The 17,667-nt window shown below is 43.5% G+C and carries 13 protein-coding genes; 9 read left to right on the forward strand and 4 right to left on the reverse strand.

Going from position 1 to position 17,667, the window contains the following annotated elements; genetic code table 11:
* The first annotated feature begins 124 nt into the window (after window positions 1–124).
* The 5 genes from LPY66_RS05325 to LPY66_RS05345 all read left to right on the forward strand — a co-directional run bounded on the left by LPY66_RS05325 (window position 125) and on the right by LPY66_RS05345 (window position 6,805).
* A complete protein-coding gene (locus tag LPY66_RS05325) occupies window positions 125–757 on the forward strand; it encodes a corrinoid protein (protein ID WP_337987058.1) in 633 nt (210 codons plus the stop codon).
* 52 nt (window positions 758–809) lie between these two features.
* Window positions 810–1,787, forward strand: a complete 978-nt coding sequence (locus LPY66_RS05330; protein ID WP_337987059.1) for a uroporphyrinogen decarboxylase family protein — start codon at window positions 810–812, stop codon at window positions 1,785–1,787.
* A 277-nt stretch (window positions 1,788–2,064) separates the two neighbouring features.
* Window positions 2,065–2,526 carry an MOSC domain-containing protein gene (locus LPY66_RS05335; protein WP_337987060.1) on the forward strand — a complete coding sequence of 154 codons (462 nt, stop codon included), beginning with the start codon at window positions 2,065–2,067 and terminating at the stop codon, window positions 2,524–2,526.
* 283 nt (window positions 2,527–2,809) lie between these two features.
* Entirely contained in the window at window positions 2,810–4,918 is a 2,109-nt protein-coding gene (locus tag LPY66_RS05340; protein ID WP_337987061.1) for a sigma-54-dependent Fis family transcriptional regulator, read from the forward strand.
* Between the two features lie 528 nt (window positions 4,919–5,446).
* Window positions 5,447–6,805 carry an MFS transporter gene (locus tag LPY66_RS05345; protein ID WP_337987062.1) on the forward strand — a complete coding sequence of 453 codons (1,359 nt, stop codon included), beginning with the start codon at window positions 5,447–5,449 and terminating at the stop codon, window positions 6,803–6,805.
* Between the two features lie 104 nt (window positions 6,806–6,909).
* On the opposite strand, the gene LPY66_RS05350 is transcribed toward LPY66_RS05345, so the two are convergent.
* The 4 genes from LPY66_RS05350 to LPY66_RS05365 all read right to left on the reverse strand — a co-directional run bounded on the left by LPY66_RS05350 (window position 6,910) and on the right by LPY66_RS05365 (window position 11,400).
* Window positions 6,910–8,649, reverse strand: coding sequence for an NADH-dependent [FeFe] hydrogenase, group A6 (locus tag LPY66_RS05350; RefSeq protein WP_337987063.1), 1,740 nt, complete (start codon window positions 8,647–8,649; stop codon window positions 6,910–6,912).
* On the reverse strand, window positions 8,649–9,935 hold the full coding sequence (locus tag LPY66_RS05355; RefSeq protein ID WP_337987064.1) for a complex I 51 kDa subunit family protein: 1,287 nt from the start codon (window positions 9,933–9,935) through the stop codon (window positions 8,649–8,651). Before LPY66_RS05355 ends, LPY66_RS05350 begins: the two co-directional genes overlap by 1 nt.
* Window positions 9,919–10,398, reverse strand: a complete 480-nt coding sequence (locus tag LPY66_RS05360; protein WP_337987065.1) for an NADH-quinone oxidoreductase subunit NuoE family protein — start codon at window positions 10,396–10,398, stop codon at window positions 9,919–9,921. Before LPY66_RS05360 ends, LPY66_RS05355 begins: the two co-directional genes overlap by 17 nt.
* A gap of 369 nt (window positions 10,399–10,767) precedes the next feature.
* Entirely contained in the window at window positions 10,768–11,400 is a 633-nt protein-coding gene (locus tag LPY66_RS05365; protein WP_337987066.1) for a redox-sensing transcriptional repressor Rex, read from the reverse strand.
* A gap of 882 nt (window positions 11,401–12,282) precedes the next feature.
* Here LPY66_RS05365 and LPY66_RS05370 point away from each other — a divergent pair.
* From LPY66_RS05370 to LPY66_RS05385, 4 genes are all read left to right on the forward strand, one after another.
* On the forward strand, window positions 12,283–14,514 hold the full coding sequence (locus LPY66_RS05370) for a molybdopterin-containing oxidoreductase family protein (RefSeq protein ID WP_337987067.1): 2,232 nt from the start codon (window positions 12,283–12,285) through the stop codon (window positions 14,512–14,514).
* Between the two features lies 1 nt (window position 14,515).
* Window positions 14,516–15,076, forward strand: a complete 561-nt coding sequence (locus LPY66_RS05375) for a 4Fe-4S dicluster domain-containing protein (RefSeq protein WP_337987068.1) — start codon at window positions 14,516–14,518, stop codon at window positions 15,074–15,076.
* Window positions 15,073–16,011 carry an NrfD/PsrC family molybdoenzyme membrane anchor subunit gene (nrfD, locus tag LPY66_RS05380; protein ID WP_337987069.1) on the forward strand — a complete coding sequence of 313 codons (939 nt, stop codon included), beginning with the start codon at window positions 15,073–15,075 and terminating at the stop codon, window positions 16,009–16,011. The genes LPY66_RS05375 and nrfD overlap by 4 nt, the downstream gene beginning before the upstream one ends.
* A gap of 328 nt (window positions 16,012–16,339) precedes the next feature.
* The gene (locus LPY66_RS05385) at window positions 16,340–17,665 is read left to right on the forward strand and encodes a radical SAM protein (protein WP_337987070.1); all 1,326 of its coding nucleotides are present in this window, start codon (window positions 16,340–16,342) and stop codon (window positions 17,663–17,665) included.
* Window positions 17,666–17,667 lie beyond the last annotated feature (2 nt).

A 17,667-nucleotide genomic window follows, 5' to 3' on the forward strand; every position in this document is an offset into this window, starting at 1 on the left:
TTTAAGTAACCTCACCGTAGTCTCGTCATCTGTCATACAGTGATACCGTAATCAAGCAACCTATTTGTTCATTAGGTAAACTTTAATCAATAAATAATAATACAATTTAGGGGGACTTTTAAAAATGGCAAAAATCGATGAAGTCAAAGCAATGGTAGAAGCAGGGAAAACTAAGCTGGTTCCCGGTCTGGTGCAGGAAGCACTGGACGAAGGCAGTGCAGCCAAAGACATTCTTCAGGGCATGGTTGATTCCATGAGCGTTGTCGGCGATAAATTCTCCACCGGCGAAATCTTTGTTCCGGAAATGCTGATGGCTGCTAAAGCCATGGCTAAAGGTGTTGACGTCTTAAAACCGTTAATGGCTGGGGACAGTTCCAACTCTTTAGGCACCTGCATTATCGGCACTGTCGCAGGCGACCTGCACGATATCGGTAAAAACCTCGTTTCCATGATGATCGAAAGCGCCGGCTTCACCATGGTTGACCTCGGAGTTGACGTTCCTGCAGACAGATGGATCGAAGCCATCAAAGAAAACCAAAACGTCACCTTAGTCGCTTGCTCCGGTCTTCTGACCACCACCATGCCTGCGCTGAAAGAAGCTGTACAGACAATCAAAGGAAGCGGACTTCTCGGATTCAAAGTCATCGTCGGCGGAGCGCCTGTGACCCAGGAATTCGCTACGGAAATCGGTGCCGACGGATTTGCGACCGATGCCGGAAGTGCTGCCGTTAAAGCCGTGGAGTTAGTAAAAGCATAAGTAGATGTTTAATACCTATCTTCTATGACGCATATTAAAGGAGGGAAAATACATGCTATCAAAGAAACAAAACTTATTAGAAACCATTAAGGGAGGAAATCCCGACCGTTTCGTTAATCAATATGAGTTTATGAATTTAATTATGGAATCTCGCTTTATTCCTTCAGTTGGACCAGGACAGATAATAAAAAATGCTTGGGGTATAACTTTTAGTTGGCCTGAAGGCCAGCTCGGAGGATTTCCTATGCATGACCCTGATCACAAGGTGTTGAAGGATATTACGCAGTGGGATAAATACGTTAAAGCACCTGCTATACCAACTTCAGATGAATTTTGGGCTCCAGCAATTGCCCATGCCAATTCTGTTGATCGCAATGAAGAATTTGTTACAGCACCGCTCATCCCTGGAATTTTTGAACAGGCACATCACCTGATGGGGGTGGAAGATGCCCTCATGGCTTTTTATGAAGAACCTGAAGCCATGCATGAGCTGTTTGACTATTTGACGGAGTTTGAGCTGAATGTTGCCAAGGTTTTGATTGATAAAATACACCCTGATTGCGTTTTCCATCATGATGACTGGGGCAGTCAAAAGAACTCATTTGTTTCGCCGGACATGTTTGAAGAGTTTTTTTTACCGGCCTATAAAAAAATATATGGATTCTATAAGGAAAATGGCGTAGAGCTTATTGTACACCACAGTGATTCTTATGCTGCTAATCTTGTTCCTTATATGATCGACATGGGTATTGATATTTGGCAAGGTGTTATGACTACGAACAATACACCTGAGCTTATCAAAAATTATGGTGGGAAAATCTCCTTCATGGGACAGCTTGATAGCGGAAAAATCGATTACCCAGCTTGGTCCCGTGAAGAAATCGCCAAATATGTAGAATTGGCATGCAAAGAATGCGGTAAGCTGTACTATATTCCTTGTTTAACTCAAGGATTAAACAGATCCTCATTTCCTGGTGTTTATGATGCTGTAAGTGAAGAAATTAATCGAATGAGTAAAATCATGTTTTAGTATTGTATACTACTGAACCTGTCGAATAATAAAAAGCAGGCGGCGGATTTCGTTACATTTGGTAATTCGTTGTAAAGAAGGAGTCCGCCTCTTTTATTTACTGTCAAATGAAATAATCAGTTGTTGTATCATTCCTAAAGTAAGCGTTTGTACCGATGGGAGATTCGAACACCAATGTACCAAAGAAGGTAAGTTTGAAACAAGGCGATGTAATTATTATAAACAATAAATTTCAAATTCTTTAGGTTATGAAGGCTTAAGGAGATGCAATGCAATTATGAAAAAAGGAACTATTTTTTCTATCAGTATCCGATCAGATGTTGAAAGAAAGAAAAAAGAGATACTCGAAGCAATTGTCTTGGATTCTGGTATCCAAGGTGACGGGTACAGTCAAGAATGGGGCCGACAATGGGGGCGCCAAATCTCATGTCTGAATCTAATGAGTATTATGACCGAGTTAAAGGAGCGTAATCAGATGGTTGTACCGGGAGAATATGGCGAAAATATTCTTGTCGATGGTATTGATTTATTTGAGCTCAATGTTGGAGACCGGCTAATACTCGGAGAAATGGTTCTTCTAGAGGTTACGCAGATCGGTAAAGAACGAAGCACGATACCCGTGCCCAAGACGGTCAGGATGAACCTGCTCTCATCGGAAGGGGTATTCTGCAAAGTGATTAAGGGTGGCGTAATAAAAAAGGGTCATTCGATTAGAGTTATTGAAAAGTACGCCAGATAAAGTGACTTTAGTTAAAAGTTGTTACATTTTAAGTCCTTTTTTATGGTTAGCAGAATATGCTTGACCTTTTTGAACGCTATCATTTTTTTTGCGAAAGACCCATTCTTCGTGTATAATAAATAACAGAACATACAGAAAAGTCAAAGAAGTTACAAATAACGACAGTAATGGATTTTTTCCTGTAGATAAAGCATACTCCATCAGATAATTATATACATCGGTCTCACAGCGAATAAGTCAAACCTTTATCACGGTTACTTAGACGATAGGGAGGAGATTTAAGGTGGCACCATTATCGGCGATTTCAAAGATGGATGATCCCCGAATGATCGATCAGTCCCAATTTATAACGCAAGAACAGTGGGAACAAATCATTATAGCCAAGACGCGTTTTCTTGAAAATGAGGATGAAGATCCATTAAAGAATAAGTATGTCAATAAAGACATCGCTGAATCCTGGATTCGTTCGCGAAAGATGGGTGTTAACCCATATATTAAGACGTCTCAGCGTCAGCTTAACGCTTTGGAATACTCAAAAGTTATCGATAAAAATCAACTTCTTGTTGAAATTACAGAACCTCTCATGAAAAGGTTCAAAGATATGGCCGTATTAAACTCTGGCTATATCCTTTATTTGTGTGATTATAATGGTGTTTTTCTGTTGCAAGAGGGTGATATGATCCGCAGAGTAACAGAAGGGCTTATTTGGAATGAGTCAACCATTGGGACGTGCGCTCATTGTTTATGTTTACAATTAAAAAAACCCGTTCAAATTCTTGGACCTGAACATTACTGTATCGAGTTACATGACATTGTCGGAACAGCAGCGCCGATCCACGATGAGTCCGGGGAAATTATTGCAACCCTGATCCTTGGTCAAAGGATAATTGAACGGCCATGGCTGGAGAGTTTTCAAAATATCCGTTCCCATACCATGGGTTTGATTACCGCGTTAGCTGCGGCTGTGGACAGCCAGCTGAAATTATCCAGTATCAATCTCAAATTAAAAGAAAGTTATGACCAATTACGTAAAGTCAATCAGAAAGTGACGACAGCGCATGATACATTAGAAGCAACATTGACGTTCATTGACGAAGGAATTCTGACAATTGATTGTAATGGGGTAATCATCCATAGTAATAAAGAAGCAAACCGGATACTGAAGATGAAGCAGGGAGAAATCGGATTAAGGCATATAAGCGAATTCTTAAGTGATGATTCCCGCATTATGTCATTAGTAAAAAAAGGAAAATACATCGAATTAGAAGAAACCCTCATCGTGGGGAATGATGAACAGCCCTATATGATTATGATACGCCCTGTTCTTGACAAGGAAACTCACGAAGCAGACGGCGCAGTATTAAGACTGAATCATGCTGAAAAAGTGAATGCGTTGATCGCTCGCCGTTCCGGCGGAATAGCAAGGTATCATTTTGAAGACATACTTGGCGAGAACAAAGAATTTAAACGCATTATTGAACTCGCGCAACGTTTTGCATTATCTCCTGAAAATGTCTTGCTCATCGGTGAAAGTGGAACAGGGAAAGAACTTTTTGCGCAGTCTATCCATAATACCTATCGCCCCAAAGGGCCTTTCATGGCGGTAAATTGTGCAGCTATGCCACGCGAACTGATCGAAAGCGAACTATTCGGTTATGAAGGCGGTAGTTTTACAGGTGCTGAACGGGCCGGGCGCCCTGGGAAAATTGAATTAGCGAATGAGGGAACACTTTTTTTAGATGAGATTGGGGACATGCCACTCGAACTACAAGCCGTTCTGCTGCGGACATTAGAGGATAAGCAGGTCATGCGAATCGGTGGTCGGAGTTATAAGAAAGTAGATTTCAGACTGATTGTAGCGACAAATAAGAACATTTATCAAATGGTGAAAGAAAATCAATTTCGCGAAGATTTGTATTTCAGACTTTCTGTCTTAACCATTAACATTCCTCCCTTGCGGGAAAGGTCGAAAACGGACATTGAGATCCTCAGCAACTATTTTGTTAGAAGCTATTGCGAGAAACAAGCGATTACGCTTACTCAAATCAGTCCGGAGGCCCAAAAGATTATTAACGAGTATCACTGGCCAGGCAATGTCCGGCAGCTTCAAAATGCCATGATTTATGCGGTAAATACAGCACAGGATAATACGATATGGCCTGATGATTTGCCAAGCTACATTCTTCTGGATACGAGCCCTTTAAAATTTGAGCATATTATCAATAATGGCGGCAATATTGCTGAGGTGCTTCGTATTGAAAATCTTGAAAAAACAGCCATTAAGACGGCCATGCAGCATACGAGTAACGATATTCTGGTAGCAGCTGAAATTCTTGGTTTAAGCCGATCAACGCTGTATCGAAAAATCAAGGAATATAATTTAGAGTTATAATATCTTTTTAATGTTTCAAAAAGTAAAATTGCCTGTCGGTCAAAATCGGCAGGCAATTTGATATTAATGGCGAGTATGCAATATCCTAAAATAATACAACAATCTCAAAAAAAGATTTAGTATTTTTTGCTGTGTACGGCTTACTTTACTTGCACTCGTTCTGTGCGTATTCCAAAAAGAGATTTTAGATTTATGCTTCCGTGCGGATTATGTGGCTTAAAGCCTTGATTTAAGCAGGTTTTCCTCATTTTATCAACTGGCACAATTAATGCAATAGTATGGGTTGGGTAATACAAGCACTTGATATAGACGACACTATTCATTTCGTATCTTTATCATGACCTGAGGAATAAAGGGGGTGTCTCGTTGAGTTGATCCGTTGATACTCTAACCTTGTTGGATGTCTAGGATGTTGTTGCTTGTGTTACGTGTTTATTTATTGAACATAGCACTATTATTATTTACCCTTTGTAGCTAATCTCAGTTTTTTCCTACTATCACACATACGGCGGCGAAAGGAGTATTAAGATGAGAAAATTTACCATATCGGAAGTCATGGATTCCTTAGGGGTAAACAAATTTACGTGGTCCATATTCTTTTTCTTGGGCTTAGCAATGGTTTTTGATGGTTATGATTATATGATTGTTTCCTATACGATGCCCCAGATCAAAGCAGAATGGGCATTAAGCAGTGTTCAAACAGGCAGTCTGTCTTCCTGGAGTCTTTTTGGTCTTATTATTGGCGGAGCAATTGCAGGTATTGTCTCTGATCGGATTGGAAGAAGAAAAACATTAACCTTTGCAATTATGATATATTCGTTGTTGACTGTACCCATCTTTTTTGTCGACAGTTTCACCGGGTTTGCTGTTTTCCGCGTATTGGCCGGTGTTGGATTAGGCGCTTGTATTCCTGTTGTTACGACGACTTTTTCTGAATCAACACCAACGAAGCGGAGGGCCTTGTTCATTACCTTTGGTATGGCGTGGATGATTGTGGGTTGGGTTCTGGCCGGTGTAGTGGCGACTTACCTCGTCCCGAAAGTAGGCTGGAGGTACTGCTACTTAGTTGGCGGCATTCCATTTATATATGCACTTTTTCTATTATTTAAAATGAAAGAATCGGTTTATTGGCTGGCGAATAAAGGGCGCAGAGCAGAAGCAGTTAAGAATCTTCAATATATCGAGATGAAAGCGACTGGTAAAGTTACTGATTGGGATCCTGAAGGATTGATTATTCCGCCGCCGCCGAAAGTCGCTGGTGCCAAGGCGCTTTTCTCTAAGAAATATATTGCCATTACACTGGGGGTCTGGATAACTTATTTCTGCGGCTGTTTCACCGTTTATGGAATTAATGCCTGGCTGCCGTCTTTGATGTTGGAAAAAGGGTTAAAACTATCTTCGGCATACGGTCTGGCAATCGCCCAGAATGGAGCGGCTGTCATTGCTAACTGTTCCACCGGGTTTGTGGCGGAAGCAGTTGGCCGAAGAAAGAACTTGATCATCAGTTATTTTGTCGCTGCTGTCGGCGTCTTGATCGTCGCCTTTGTCGGGAGTAATTTTGCGGCTATTCTTGCAGCAAATATCTTTATGGGTTTTGCCATCAATTATTCGATCACCGCGGTCCAGCCAATAATGGCAGAAGCCTATCCAACCGAGTTCAGAAACACAGGGGTAGCCTGGTGTCAGGCCTTTGGACGATTCGGGGGCGCGCTTGCACCCATAGTAGCCGGTTTGGTCATTCAATTGAAATTGGGTTATTCGATGTCTTTCTTGTTCTATATTCTTCCATTGCTTGTTGGGATGTTGGCGGCTATTTTGTTTGTTAAGAATGAAACGAAAGGTAAATCTCTTGATCAGCTGGCAGAAGAACGTCACAACAACGTATAACATTATATTCAACGTATGGTAAATTGAGGGTGCTGCAATGCTGTTTTTAAACAGTTTGCGGCACCCTTTTATGTGCGATGAGCGGCACGTTAGTACTGATTACTTTAAGATTGCTCGTGAGTTTGTTGACGGTTAGTGTAAACCGTGTGCAGCAGATGATGTGACACTTCACCGAGCGGTTCGTATAGAAATTCCTCATAGAGTTTTTTAATCCCAGGATTTTCGTGAGATTTTCGCAGCGGCATTGTTAGATCCACAGAATAAAGTGATGCGATCCGTGCTTTTCTGACAACATCGGTCGTACCATAAGGCTGTCCGCCGCCGCCAATGCACCCTCCCGGGCAGCACATAATTTCAATGAAAGTATAATCAGAACCTTCGCCGTTTTTTATCATTTCCATGACTTTTTTGGCGTTAGCAAGGCCGTGAGCAATTCCAACTTTTACTTTGCGTCCGGCAAGGTCGATTTCAGCAGTTTTGAAACCTTTCATTCCGCGTAGGGAAGTGAATTCCAGATCATTCAGTGTGTTTCCTGTTGCTACTTCATAGACCGTACGCAAGGCAGCTTCCATTACTCCGCCGGTTGCGCCAAACACTGCCGCAGCACCGGTTGATATCCCCAGAGGCGTGTCAAAATCTGTCTCAGGCAGCTTTGAAAAATCAACACCTTCGTGCCGCAGCATACGTGCAAGTTCTCGGGTTGTGAGAACCACATCGACATCCTGATAGCCGCTTGCAGTCATTTCCGCACGTTGTGCTTCGAATTTTTTCGCCGTGCAGGGCATAACGGAAACGACAAAAATATCTGCAGGATTGATTGCGTATTTTTGGGGATAGTACGTTTTGGCCAAAGCACCGAACATTTGCTGGGGTGATTTGCAGCTGGAAATATGAGGTAACACTTCCGGATAATAATGTTCCGCATAGTTGATCCATCCGGGGCTGCAAGAGGTTAGCATTGGCAGAACGCCATTATGTTTGATCCGTTGCAGCAATTCATTACCTTCCTCAATAATCGTCAGATCAGCAGAAAAATCCGTGTCAAAAACCTTATCAAAGCCCAAGTGCCGTAAAGCAGAAACCATTTTTCCCGTTGCAATTTCACCGGAGGGAAGTCCGAATTCTTCGGCAAGGGAAACACGCACAGAGGGAGCGACTTGCACAATGACATGTTTCCCGGAATCTGACAGGGCTTCCCATACCCGGTCGGTATCATCCTTTTCATGGATTGCTCCTACCGGGCAGACTAAGGCACATTGTCCGCAAAGGACACAGGCTACCGCATTCAACTGTTTGCCATATTCCGGCGTAATACAAATATCGGTGCTGCGGTTATGGGTGTAAAGGATACCAACTTCCTGAATATGATGGCAGGCTTCGGCGCACCGTCCGCATTTTATGCATTTATCTGGGTTTCTAACCAAGGCAGGGGTTGACATGTCCATGCTGAAGGTAGGTTTTGTTTTTTCTCCCTGGATATCCCTAACTCCGAACTTTGCGGCAATTTGTCTGAGTTCACAATTGCCATTACGAATACACGTCAGGCACTCCTGCGGATGGTCGGCAAAAATCAGTTCTAAAATCGTACGTACGGTATCTCTTACGCGTGGGGAATTGGTTGTGATTTTCATACCCGGCGCAACGTGCGTGGAACAAGAGGGAACTAAATTTTTATAGCCTTCTACTTCAACAACACAAACCCGGCAATTCCCTTTGATGCGTTGGTCGGGGTGATGACAAAGCGATGGAAGTTCTATTCCCTGCTGCCTTGCCGCCTCCAATATGGTTATTGACGGGGCTACCGTAGCAGGCTTGCCGTTAATAAAAATTTCGATTGAATGCATTATGCAGTTACCTCCTTGTTATGTGATAATTGGTTGTCCTGGCAGGCAGCAAGGTATTCTTCAGCATAATACATGAGGGAAGAGTGTAAGCTGTTCCCGGCAGCTTGCCCAAGGCCGCAAAAGGAGGCATCCTGTATGGCACGGGTATATCGCGTAAGGGTGTCAATATCCGTTTTTACAGCTTTTCGGGACAGCAGTCTATCCATAATAATGTTTGTTTGTCTTAGGCCCTCTCTGCAAGGCGTGCATTTACCGCAGCTTTCATGCAAAAAGAAACGCAGGCGGTTATGAACGTTAGCCAGAATAGACCGTGTATCGTCCAAGACGAATACAGCTCCTGAACCGATCGTGATTCCGGTCTTTGCACAAGCCAGATACTCAAGGGGGGTGTCGAGTAAATCCGGTGGTATCAGCACTCCGGATGCCCCGCCGATATTGACCGCTTTGATCGCGCGGCCAGGTTTAGTTCCTTCCCCGTACTTATTGATAATCTGATTGAAAGAAATACCAAAGGGAACTTCATATAAACCACGGCGATTGACATCCCCTGAAAGAGATATTAATTTCGTCCCGGGACTGTCTTGGGTACCCAAGGAACGATACCATTTTGCGCCATTTTGGATTATTTTTGGTATATTTGACAGGGTCTCCACGTTATTGATTAACGTTGGTTTATTCCAGAGACCTGCCTCGGTTGGATAGGGTGGTTTTAACCGAGGGCGTCCTTTTTTTCCCTCTATCGAAGAGATTAATGCGGTTTCTTCGCCACATAGATAGCTGCCGGCACCTGAAAATAATTCCAAAGTGAAGTTATAGCTGCTTCCCATGATATTTGATCCTAATAATCCGCTCTTTTGAGCTTCAATAATGCTTTCCCGCATAATTCTTTGCGCTTCGGGATATTCATGACGGATATAAATATAACCATGGCCTGCTCCAGCTAAAAAAGCTGCGATAGTAATTCCTTCAAGTAATTGAAACGGGATGTGCGTCATAATGAACCGGTCTTTAAATGTGCCTGGTTCTCCTTCATCAGCATTGCAAATGATATACCTGAGATCACTGGGGTTTGAACGTACCATTTTGATTTTATTTGCTGTCGGAAAGGCAGCGCCGCCTCGTCCCCGAAGCCCTGCTTCTTCAATTTCTTTGATTGCGGTTTCAGGAGCTTGCTCTAAAACTTTTTTCAGAGCAGTATATCCTCCGTGGCAGCAATATGTCGGTAAATCGACATAACGATCAGGGCAAATATTGAAAATAAGTTCATGATTAAGCACTCTGCTCATTTTGGTGTTCCTTTCTTAAACGACGTATTATGGACACCGCACTATCAGGGGTCAGGTTACCGTATATTGTTTCATCTATTTTAATTGCAGGAGACATATAACAAGCGCCCAGACAATTGACACATTCCAAAGTAAAGAGCCTATCCGGTGTCGTTTGACCGGCTATGATTCCTAATTCTTTTTCGATCGAAGTAAGAATAAGTGCTTTTTGGGCGTTTTCACAGGGGGCATTAGAACAAACCCGTATAACATGACTGCCTCTGGGTTTTAGAGATACCTCGCTATAAAATGACGCGGTAGAGTAAACCCTGCTTCGTGAAATATTCATTTCACTGGCGATTTCATTCACGGCCTCTTCGCTGAGATAATTCAGGGGGGCAGCGTCCTGGACAGCGAGAATAATTTGAAGCAGTAATCCCGTGTTACCGCCATATTGGCGAATAATTTCTTTTATTGAATTCATACGGCCCGTCTCTCCCTCTCTAAAATTAAATTATTTTGCAGCTAGTGTAAGATAACGAGAAGTATAATTCAAGAAAAGTTATATATTAAACAAAGTCACATGAAGTAGAATCAGATTTGTTGAACGATATTTAAAAATTGCATAATATAAGTCATGATATTGATAAAACTTTATCAAACTATATTGGATTAAATTGAGCGAAAACCGTATGTACCAGATCCTGTGACAGAAGACTATCGATATCTCTGTGTAAAGATAAAACGGTGTTGCATACTATTTTTGAAGTTATACAACACCGCATACTATCTGTTATAACAATGTGAAACGGATTTGATTAGCATAAAGAATATACGCAAGAATACAGCAATTTTAACCCTTTTCTTTCATATTATACCCTAATACCATGAGACAGTCGATGAGATGTGTATTCTCTACAATGATGTCTTCCGGCAAGTTTAATTCCACAGGAGAGAAATTCCATATGGATTTTATTCCTAAATCAGCTACCAGGCCGGCAACTTCCCTTGCATTATTTTCAGGTACCGTCAAAACAGCAATGTCGACCTGATTTGTGTTTGCGAAAACAGCAAGATCATTGATATGCAGGACCTCAAGGCCGCGAATTTTTTCTCCGACCAAAAGGGGATTGATATCAAAAATGCCTATGGTTTTGAAACCGCTTTTGTCAAAATTGCTGTGCTTGGCCAGAGCATGCCCCAAACTTCCCGCACCGATGATCACCATGGTATGTATGTTGTTGAGTCCCAATAGCTTATGAATTTCCTGGCACAGGAAGCAGACATCATATCCATAACCTTGCAGGCCGTTGCCACCAAAGCTGAAGAAATCCTGGCGAACCTGGGATGATGTTAAACCCATTCTGTTCCCCAGGTCTTTTGATGATATTCTGCTGATACCCATTTGTTGAAGGGTAGACAAATAGCGATAATATCTCGGTAATCGCTTTATGACCTGGCTTGATATTTTTTTCTCAGTGACCAACAATACCACCTCATAACAAATAATGCTTCTAGTATAGCATATCCGCTGAAAAGATGGCGATCTTCATAATGCTTTTCGTCAATGATTGTTTCAGTACACTAGAAAAGGCTATTGGCTTATTGCCAATAGCCTTATTCTAATGTTACCGTATCCGTAGTCTGCTATGCTGACAGGTCACCATGTCAACTATCGCGAATCAAAAGATTGACTATTTGTTATTCGATTCATCCGTCAATTCGACTTTGCAAAAAGGACATTTCTTTTGTTTTACGCCTCCGACTACGGGTAGTTTTTTTCCACAATTAGGGCATACAACAGCTTTTGTTGCTTCACTTGGTCTAAAACACATAAATGATACCTCCCTTCTCTAAAAGCATACATGCAAGATATATGCCACCTCCTATTTTTGAATTAATTATTGATAAAACCTTGATACAAGCGCATCCCAGAAGGGTATTTCAAAACAGTCAGCGCGTAAACAATCTCTTTTTACGATTGATTAGATATGGATAGAGTGGATATCACTGGAGATAAGCGGCAAGCTGCAGATTCTTTTTTTGCAATACAATCTCGTTTTAGGATTAATATGGCTTTATTGAATTATCTGCACATTAGTATGGCTCAATGTCACACAATTTATTTCATGCTTGCTGCAATAATTCGGGGGATGGTATAATTCATTGCTGAGACTATTTTCTAATATCGCAGATTAAAATTGGATTATTTTTTTCATTTTGATAAAATCGATTATTGACTCAAAAGCAAAAAGCCTGATTTTATCGGGTTTTCAGCATTAGTGTTCTCTGGCATAATACTTGCATATATTTCATACAGGGTTTAAAGTGAACTTTTTCATAAAATATTTAAATCTGGAGGCATCAGATGAACAGAAATGTTGATTTGGAACAAGAAGGTATTGAGATCAAGAAATCTTGTTGCTATTTTTGTCATCAGAACTGCGGCGTTAACGCCTATGTCAAAGATGGCAAAGTCTTAGCAATCGAAGGCGATCCCGATTTTCCGACCAATACCGGTGGATTATGCTGCCGTGGAAACATCGCCTTACTGCACCTTGATCATCCCGAGCGCATCAATTATCCTCTCAAAAGAGTCGGTAAGAAGGGCGAAGGGAAATGGGAACAAATTCCCTGGGATCAGGCGATCAGCGAAATCGCAGCGAAACTCGCTGCTATACGGGACGAATTTGGTGCTGAAGCTGTAGCAACAGCTGGCGGCACCCAGCGTACGGATGACTGGGCCCGCCGTCGTTTTATGAATCTTTTCGGCAGCCCGAATGGCTTCCATAATGCACTGCTTTGCTGGATTCCTACTTTTATGGTAGAAACCGCAGTCTGCGGCTGGAGTCCGTTTGAAATTGACTTAGGCTCCAGCAAATGTCTGGTACTCTGGGGACAAAACCCAGGAGCTTCCAGCATGCCGGAGATGCACCATCTGACAGAGCTTAGAGAAAAAGGTCTAAAAATTATTGTAATCGACCCCCGATTCACTGAAACAGCCGCTAAGTGTGACATGTGGCTGCCGGTACGTCCGGGTTCTGATCTCGCCCTCGCCTTGGCTTGGCTGAATGTCATACTCTATGAAGGCTTGTACGATCCGGATTTTGTTGAGAATCAATGTGTCGGATTCGGTGAATTATTTGCCCATGTTGAACAATTTACACCGGAATGGGCAGAGCCGTTGACCTGGATTCCTGCCGAACAGATCAGAGAGAGTGCCAGAATGTATGCCATGAACAGACCGGGTAACATTCAGTGGGGAACTGCCTGTGACCAGCAAGGTAAACCATCGGGAGCTCTCATGCATGCGCGTGCCCTTCTCAGGGCAGTCACCGGCAATCTTGATGCGCCAGGTTCTGACCTCTTGACCGGCCCGAGCTTGGAATACATCACGGATGAAGAGATGGAAGGCAACGAGTTCCTTAAGGATGAGCAAAAAGCAAAACAGATCGGTGCTGACAAGTTTAAACTTTGTACTTGGCCGGGCTATAGTAAGATTTGTGAAACGACTAAGAAAGTTTGGGGTAAAGTTCCAACCGCTGAATGGATGTGTGAGGCACATGCGCCTTCAGTTTTCAGAGCTATTCTTACCGGTGAACCATATCAAGTCAAAGCGATGATTGTTAATGCTACCAATCCGATCAATTCTTATGGCGAGAGTAAACTGACGTTGGAAGCCCTAAGGAAAGTGGACTTTCTGGTTACCTGTGACTATTGGATGACGCCGACTGCGGTACTTTCCGATTATGTTCTGCCGATTGCCGGCGCTCTTGAGCGTCCGACCATCACCAGCAGCTATGGCTGTACAGACTTCCTGCTGGCATCACAGCGTGCGATTCAGCCGATGTACGAACGCCGCAATGATTATAACTTCTGGAAAGATCTCGGCGTTGCCCTAGGTCAAGCTGAACATTGGCCTTGGGAAACCGTCGAAGATGCATATTTTGCTAAAATCGAACCGCTTGGCTATGGCACTGAGAACTATGATCAGTTCGTCGAATGGTACCGTTTCCACTTCCCAGAGAGAGAATATCAGAAATACTTGAGACAGGGATTTGCAACCCCCTCCGGAAAAGTAGAGCTATATTCCAGTATCCTGGAGGAGCTCGGTTATCCGCCAATGCCCGAATATACAGGCCCTGCAGAGAATGAGAACGACAATCCGGAACTAGCGCAGGAATACCCGCTCGTGCTCTCTACCGGTAATGGATTTATGCCGTTTCATCATTCAGAACATTTCAATATAAGAAGTGTTCGTTATATCAATCATGAACCGCATTTCCAAATCAACCCGGAAACAGCAAAAGAGTACGGTATTAAGGAAAATGACTGGGTCTGGATCGAAACCAAACGCGGCAGAATCAAACAAAGAGCCGATGTCACCCAGGCTGTAGCACCGAAAGTTATAATCACCGAGCGAGGCTGGTGGTTCCCAGAGAGAGACATCAATGAGCCGGTTCTTGGCGGATGTCTGGAATCAAATACCAATGTTTTAACCAGTACAAGCGATGAAGACTGTGACCCGATCAGCGGAACCTGGGCTAATAGAGGTTTGTTATGCAAAATTTACAAGGTAGACGGAAAGGAGGGGAAGTAACATGGCACGTTATGCAATGGTAATGGATACCCGAGCATGTGTCGGCTGCCAATCCTGTACGGTGGCCTGCAGAACCCATAATAATCTTCCGGTGGATATGATGTACAACCCGGTGACGACAGTGGGACCGGAAGGGGTATTCCCTGATCTGCACATGATTCATATTCCTTTGATCTGTATGCATTGTGAAAATACACCTTGTGTCGATGCCTGCCCGACCGGTGCTTCCCAGCGCCGTGATGACGGAATCATTTTTGTCGAAGAAAAGAAATGTGTCAGCTGCAAAGCCTGTGTTATGGCTTGCCCCTATGGCGCCCGTGTTTGCAACCATGAAAAAGGTGTTATCCAGAAATGCGATTTCTGTATGGACCGTGTCGACAAAGGCAATGTTCCCCGCTGCGTCCAAACCTGTCACCAGAAAGCCCGTACTTTCGGCGATCTGGACGACCCAAACAGCGAAGTTTCCAAGCTGATTAAGAAACACAATGCCGTTCGTTTGCTTGGTGAACTCGGAACAGAACCCTATGTATTCTATATTGGATTGGAGGCGCAGATCCGATGAGTCACAAACATCATGATGGTTTTGGTTGGATGCTTGCTGTTGACTTTTTCTTCGCCGGAATGGGCGCAGCAATGCTGGTTATAGCCGGTCTCGCAGATTTGTTGTTGGGTGAAGGGATGACCTCCGTCCTGGGCAATTTCGTTGCTCCCTTATGTGTATGCGTTGGAGCCGGATTGCTGCTGCTTGAACTGCCCAATCCTTTAAAGGGTTGGCGGGTATTTATGAATCCGAAAGCGGTCATCTGCTTTGGTGCCTATATGATGACACTTTGTATCGGTGCCGGGTTGATCTACGCTTCCTTCGGACTTCCTTTCCTTCCCTGGGCCGGATTTGTTATCGCCCGGAAGTTCTTTGCTGTTTGTTGTGTGATCTTTGGTTTGATTGTTGCCACATACCCTGGCATTCTGCTGGGACGCAACAAAGCCCGTCCGTTTTGGACCGGCGTTGGGATGATGACTATCTTCCTGCTTTCCTCTCTGGTTACGGGAATGTCCTGCTTTATTTTAAGCGACCTGCTGCTGCCGGCACAAAATGTGGACGTGATGAATGTGATGCCCTGGCTCGCAGCTGCCGTCCTGGCTTTCCAACTGCTGACCTGGTTTGGTTACATGTGGGTTAAGCTCACCGGAACAACCGAAAGGGAAGCTATTGCTGCCAAAATGTGGATTGATGGCAAATATGCGATGGCCTTTAAAGGCGGGATCCTCTTTATTGGAACGTTCATCCCATTGGTTCTGTTTCTGATTGCTCCGTATATTGTCATGGCCGACACACTCCTGGCCATAGGCGGTTTATGCGTCCTGCTCGGCGGTTTGATTATGCGTAATGCCGTTATCTTCGCAGGGCAAGAACGTACCTGGCTGCCCGGCGAACAGAAGTTCAGAGGAAAGTTGCCGCATGGCGATGAAGATTTCATGAAGATATTAAAAAATTGATTGACCTTAGCGCATGTTTCAAAATAGTGTGGGTTCAGTAAAATGATATTGATGGATATACGTCATATCGATACGGCTGTATACGATGTGGCGTATATCTTCATCATGACGGTTATTCTGGTGTATATTTAAGGTTGGAAACCCAATATGCGGATTTTACAGACAGCAACAGATAGTGTATCCTACTATCGGAACTACAACCTCGGAAATTGTTATTAGTATATTTGTGGTTTGCCCTTATTTGATTATCTTTTTTAGCGTATTTCGTATTATATAAATGCCCGGTGATCACGATCGTATGATGAGCGGGTCAAAAGGAGAAGGTTCTATGTTGAAAAATGATACCGCTGTCTTAGATCATGCCGAAATTATCGATCAGACCCAAAGTGTCTGTCCTGTCTGCTTAAAAGTAATCGATGCGCAAATCGTGGTGCAGGATAGAGCCGTCTATATGGAGAAGACGTGTCCGGAACACGGGAAGGTTATTACCTATGTTTGGCCGGATATCGACCACTATCGCTGGATGAGTGATCTTCGCCTGCCCTTGAAAAAACCGCAGGTTTTCAGGCAGTCCCAGCAGGGTTGTCCGCATGATTGCGGTTTTTGTACATCGCATCTCCGCCACTGCACACTGGCTGAAATCGAGGTTACCGAACGTTGCAATCTTCGGTGTCCGGTCTGCTTTATGGCAGCTGAAGCGGCGAAAGGTGTCATTCAACATGACTTTGACCTTCAAATTATTGAAGATAAATATAAAGCAATTCTGGCGCAATCCGGGGCACAAACCAGTATTCAACTGACCGGCGGTGAGCCGACTATTTGTAAAAATCTGCCCGAAATTGTTCGAATGGGAAGAAGAATTGGGTTTGATTATATCGAGGTCAACACCAACGGTGTTGTCATTGCACGCGATCCGGCATATATTCAGGAACTGGCCGAAGCAGGCATCAGCGGCATATATATGCAATTTGATGGATTGACTGGTGACGTCTATGCAAAGATCCGGGGAGAAAATATCTTGGAGTATAAACTGAAGGCGATTGAGAATTGTCGTAAGGTGGGGGTACAGGTTGTCCTGGCCATGACAGTCATTGAAGGCATTAACGAGGACCAAATGGGTGATGTACTCAACTTTGCGCTGCAAAACCGGGATGTTATTGCCGGACTAGCGTATCAGCCTGCCTTCGGCTCCGGACGTTTTGACGTCACGATTCAAAAAAGGCTGACCATGGGTGATGTCGCTTTCATGTTGGCAGACCAAAGTAAAGGATTGATTCAACCGTATGATTTTCTGCCGCTGGGATGTTCTCATCCTATCTGCTCATCGGCAACATATATCATTGAAGAAAAAGGACATTTCCTGCCGTTTACCCGGCAGATATCACCCCAGGAATATATAGAAGCTTTCAATCCGGACAGCCCTCAAGGTTCTGTATTGGGAGATATAGCCTCTAATAAATATCCTGATCTCGTATCCGGCGTGTCTATCGTCATCATGAATTATATGGATGCTTTTAGTATGGATCTCAAACGTTTAAAGGAATGCAGTATGACTGTTGCGAGAAATGACGGGTGTTTAGTGCCCTTTTGCTCCTATCAGCTGACCAATATCGACGGCAAACGGATGAGTGATCTCTTTGCACCGGAAGGATGATG

The sequence above is a fragment of the Dehalobacter sp. DCM genome (genome assembly GCF_024972775.1).
Taxonomy (GTDB): domain Bacteria; phylum Bacillota; class Desulfitobacteriia; order Desulfitobacteriales; family Syntrophobotulaceae; genus Dehalobacter.

Coding starts and splice junctions, on each gene's coding strand:
- LPY66_RS05335 (WP_337987060.1), top strand. CDS start 2,065: ATGAAAAAAGGAACTATTTTTTCTATCAGTATCCGATCAGATGTTGAA.
- nrfD (WP_337987069.1), top strand. CDS start 15,073: ATGAGTCACAAACATCATGATGGTTTTGGTTGGATGCTTGCTGTTGAC.
- LPY66_RS05375 (WP_337987068.1), top strand. CDS start 14,516: ATGGCACGTTATGCAATGGTAATGGATACCCGAGCATGTGTCGGCTGC.
- LPY66_RS05370 (WP_337987067.1), top strand. CDS start 12,283: ATGAACAGAAATGTTGATTTGGAACAAGAAGGTATTGAGATCAAGAAA.
- LPY66_RS05385 (WP_337987070.1), top strand. CDS start 16,340: ATGTTGAAAAATGATACCGCTGTCTTAGATCATGCCGAAATTATCGAT.
- LPY66_RS05325 (WP_337987058.1), top strand. CDS start 125: ATGGCAAAAATCGATGAAGTCAAAGCAATGGTAGAAGCAGGGAAAACT.
- LPY66_RS05330 (WP_337987059.1), top strand. CDS start 810: ATGCTATCAAAGAAACAAAACTTATTAGAAACCATTAAGGGAGGAAAT.
- LPY66_RS05360 (WP_337987065.1), bottom strand. CDS start 10,398: ATGAATTCAATAAAAGAAATTATTCGCCAATATGGCGGTAACACGGGA.
- LPY66_RS05350 (WP_337987063.1), bottom strand. CDS start 8,649: ATGCATTCAATCGAAATTTTTATTAACGGCAAGCCTGCTACGGTAGCC.
- LPY66_RS05345 (WP_337987062.1), top strand. CDS start 5,447: ATGAGAAAATTTACCATATCGGAAGTCATGGATTCCTTAGGGGTAAAC.
- LPY66_RS05355 (WP_337987064.1), bottom strand. CDS start 9,935: ATGAGCAGAGTGCTTAATCATGAACTTATTTTCAATATTTGCCCTGAT.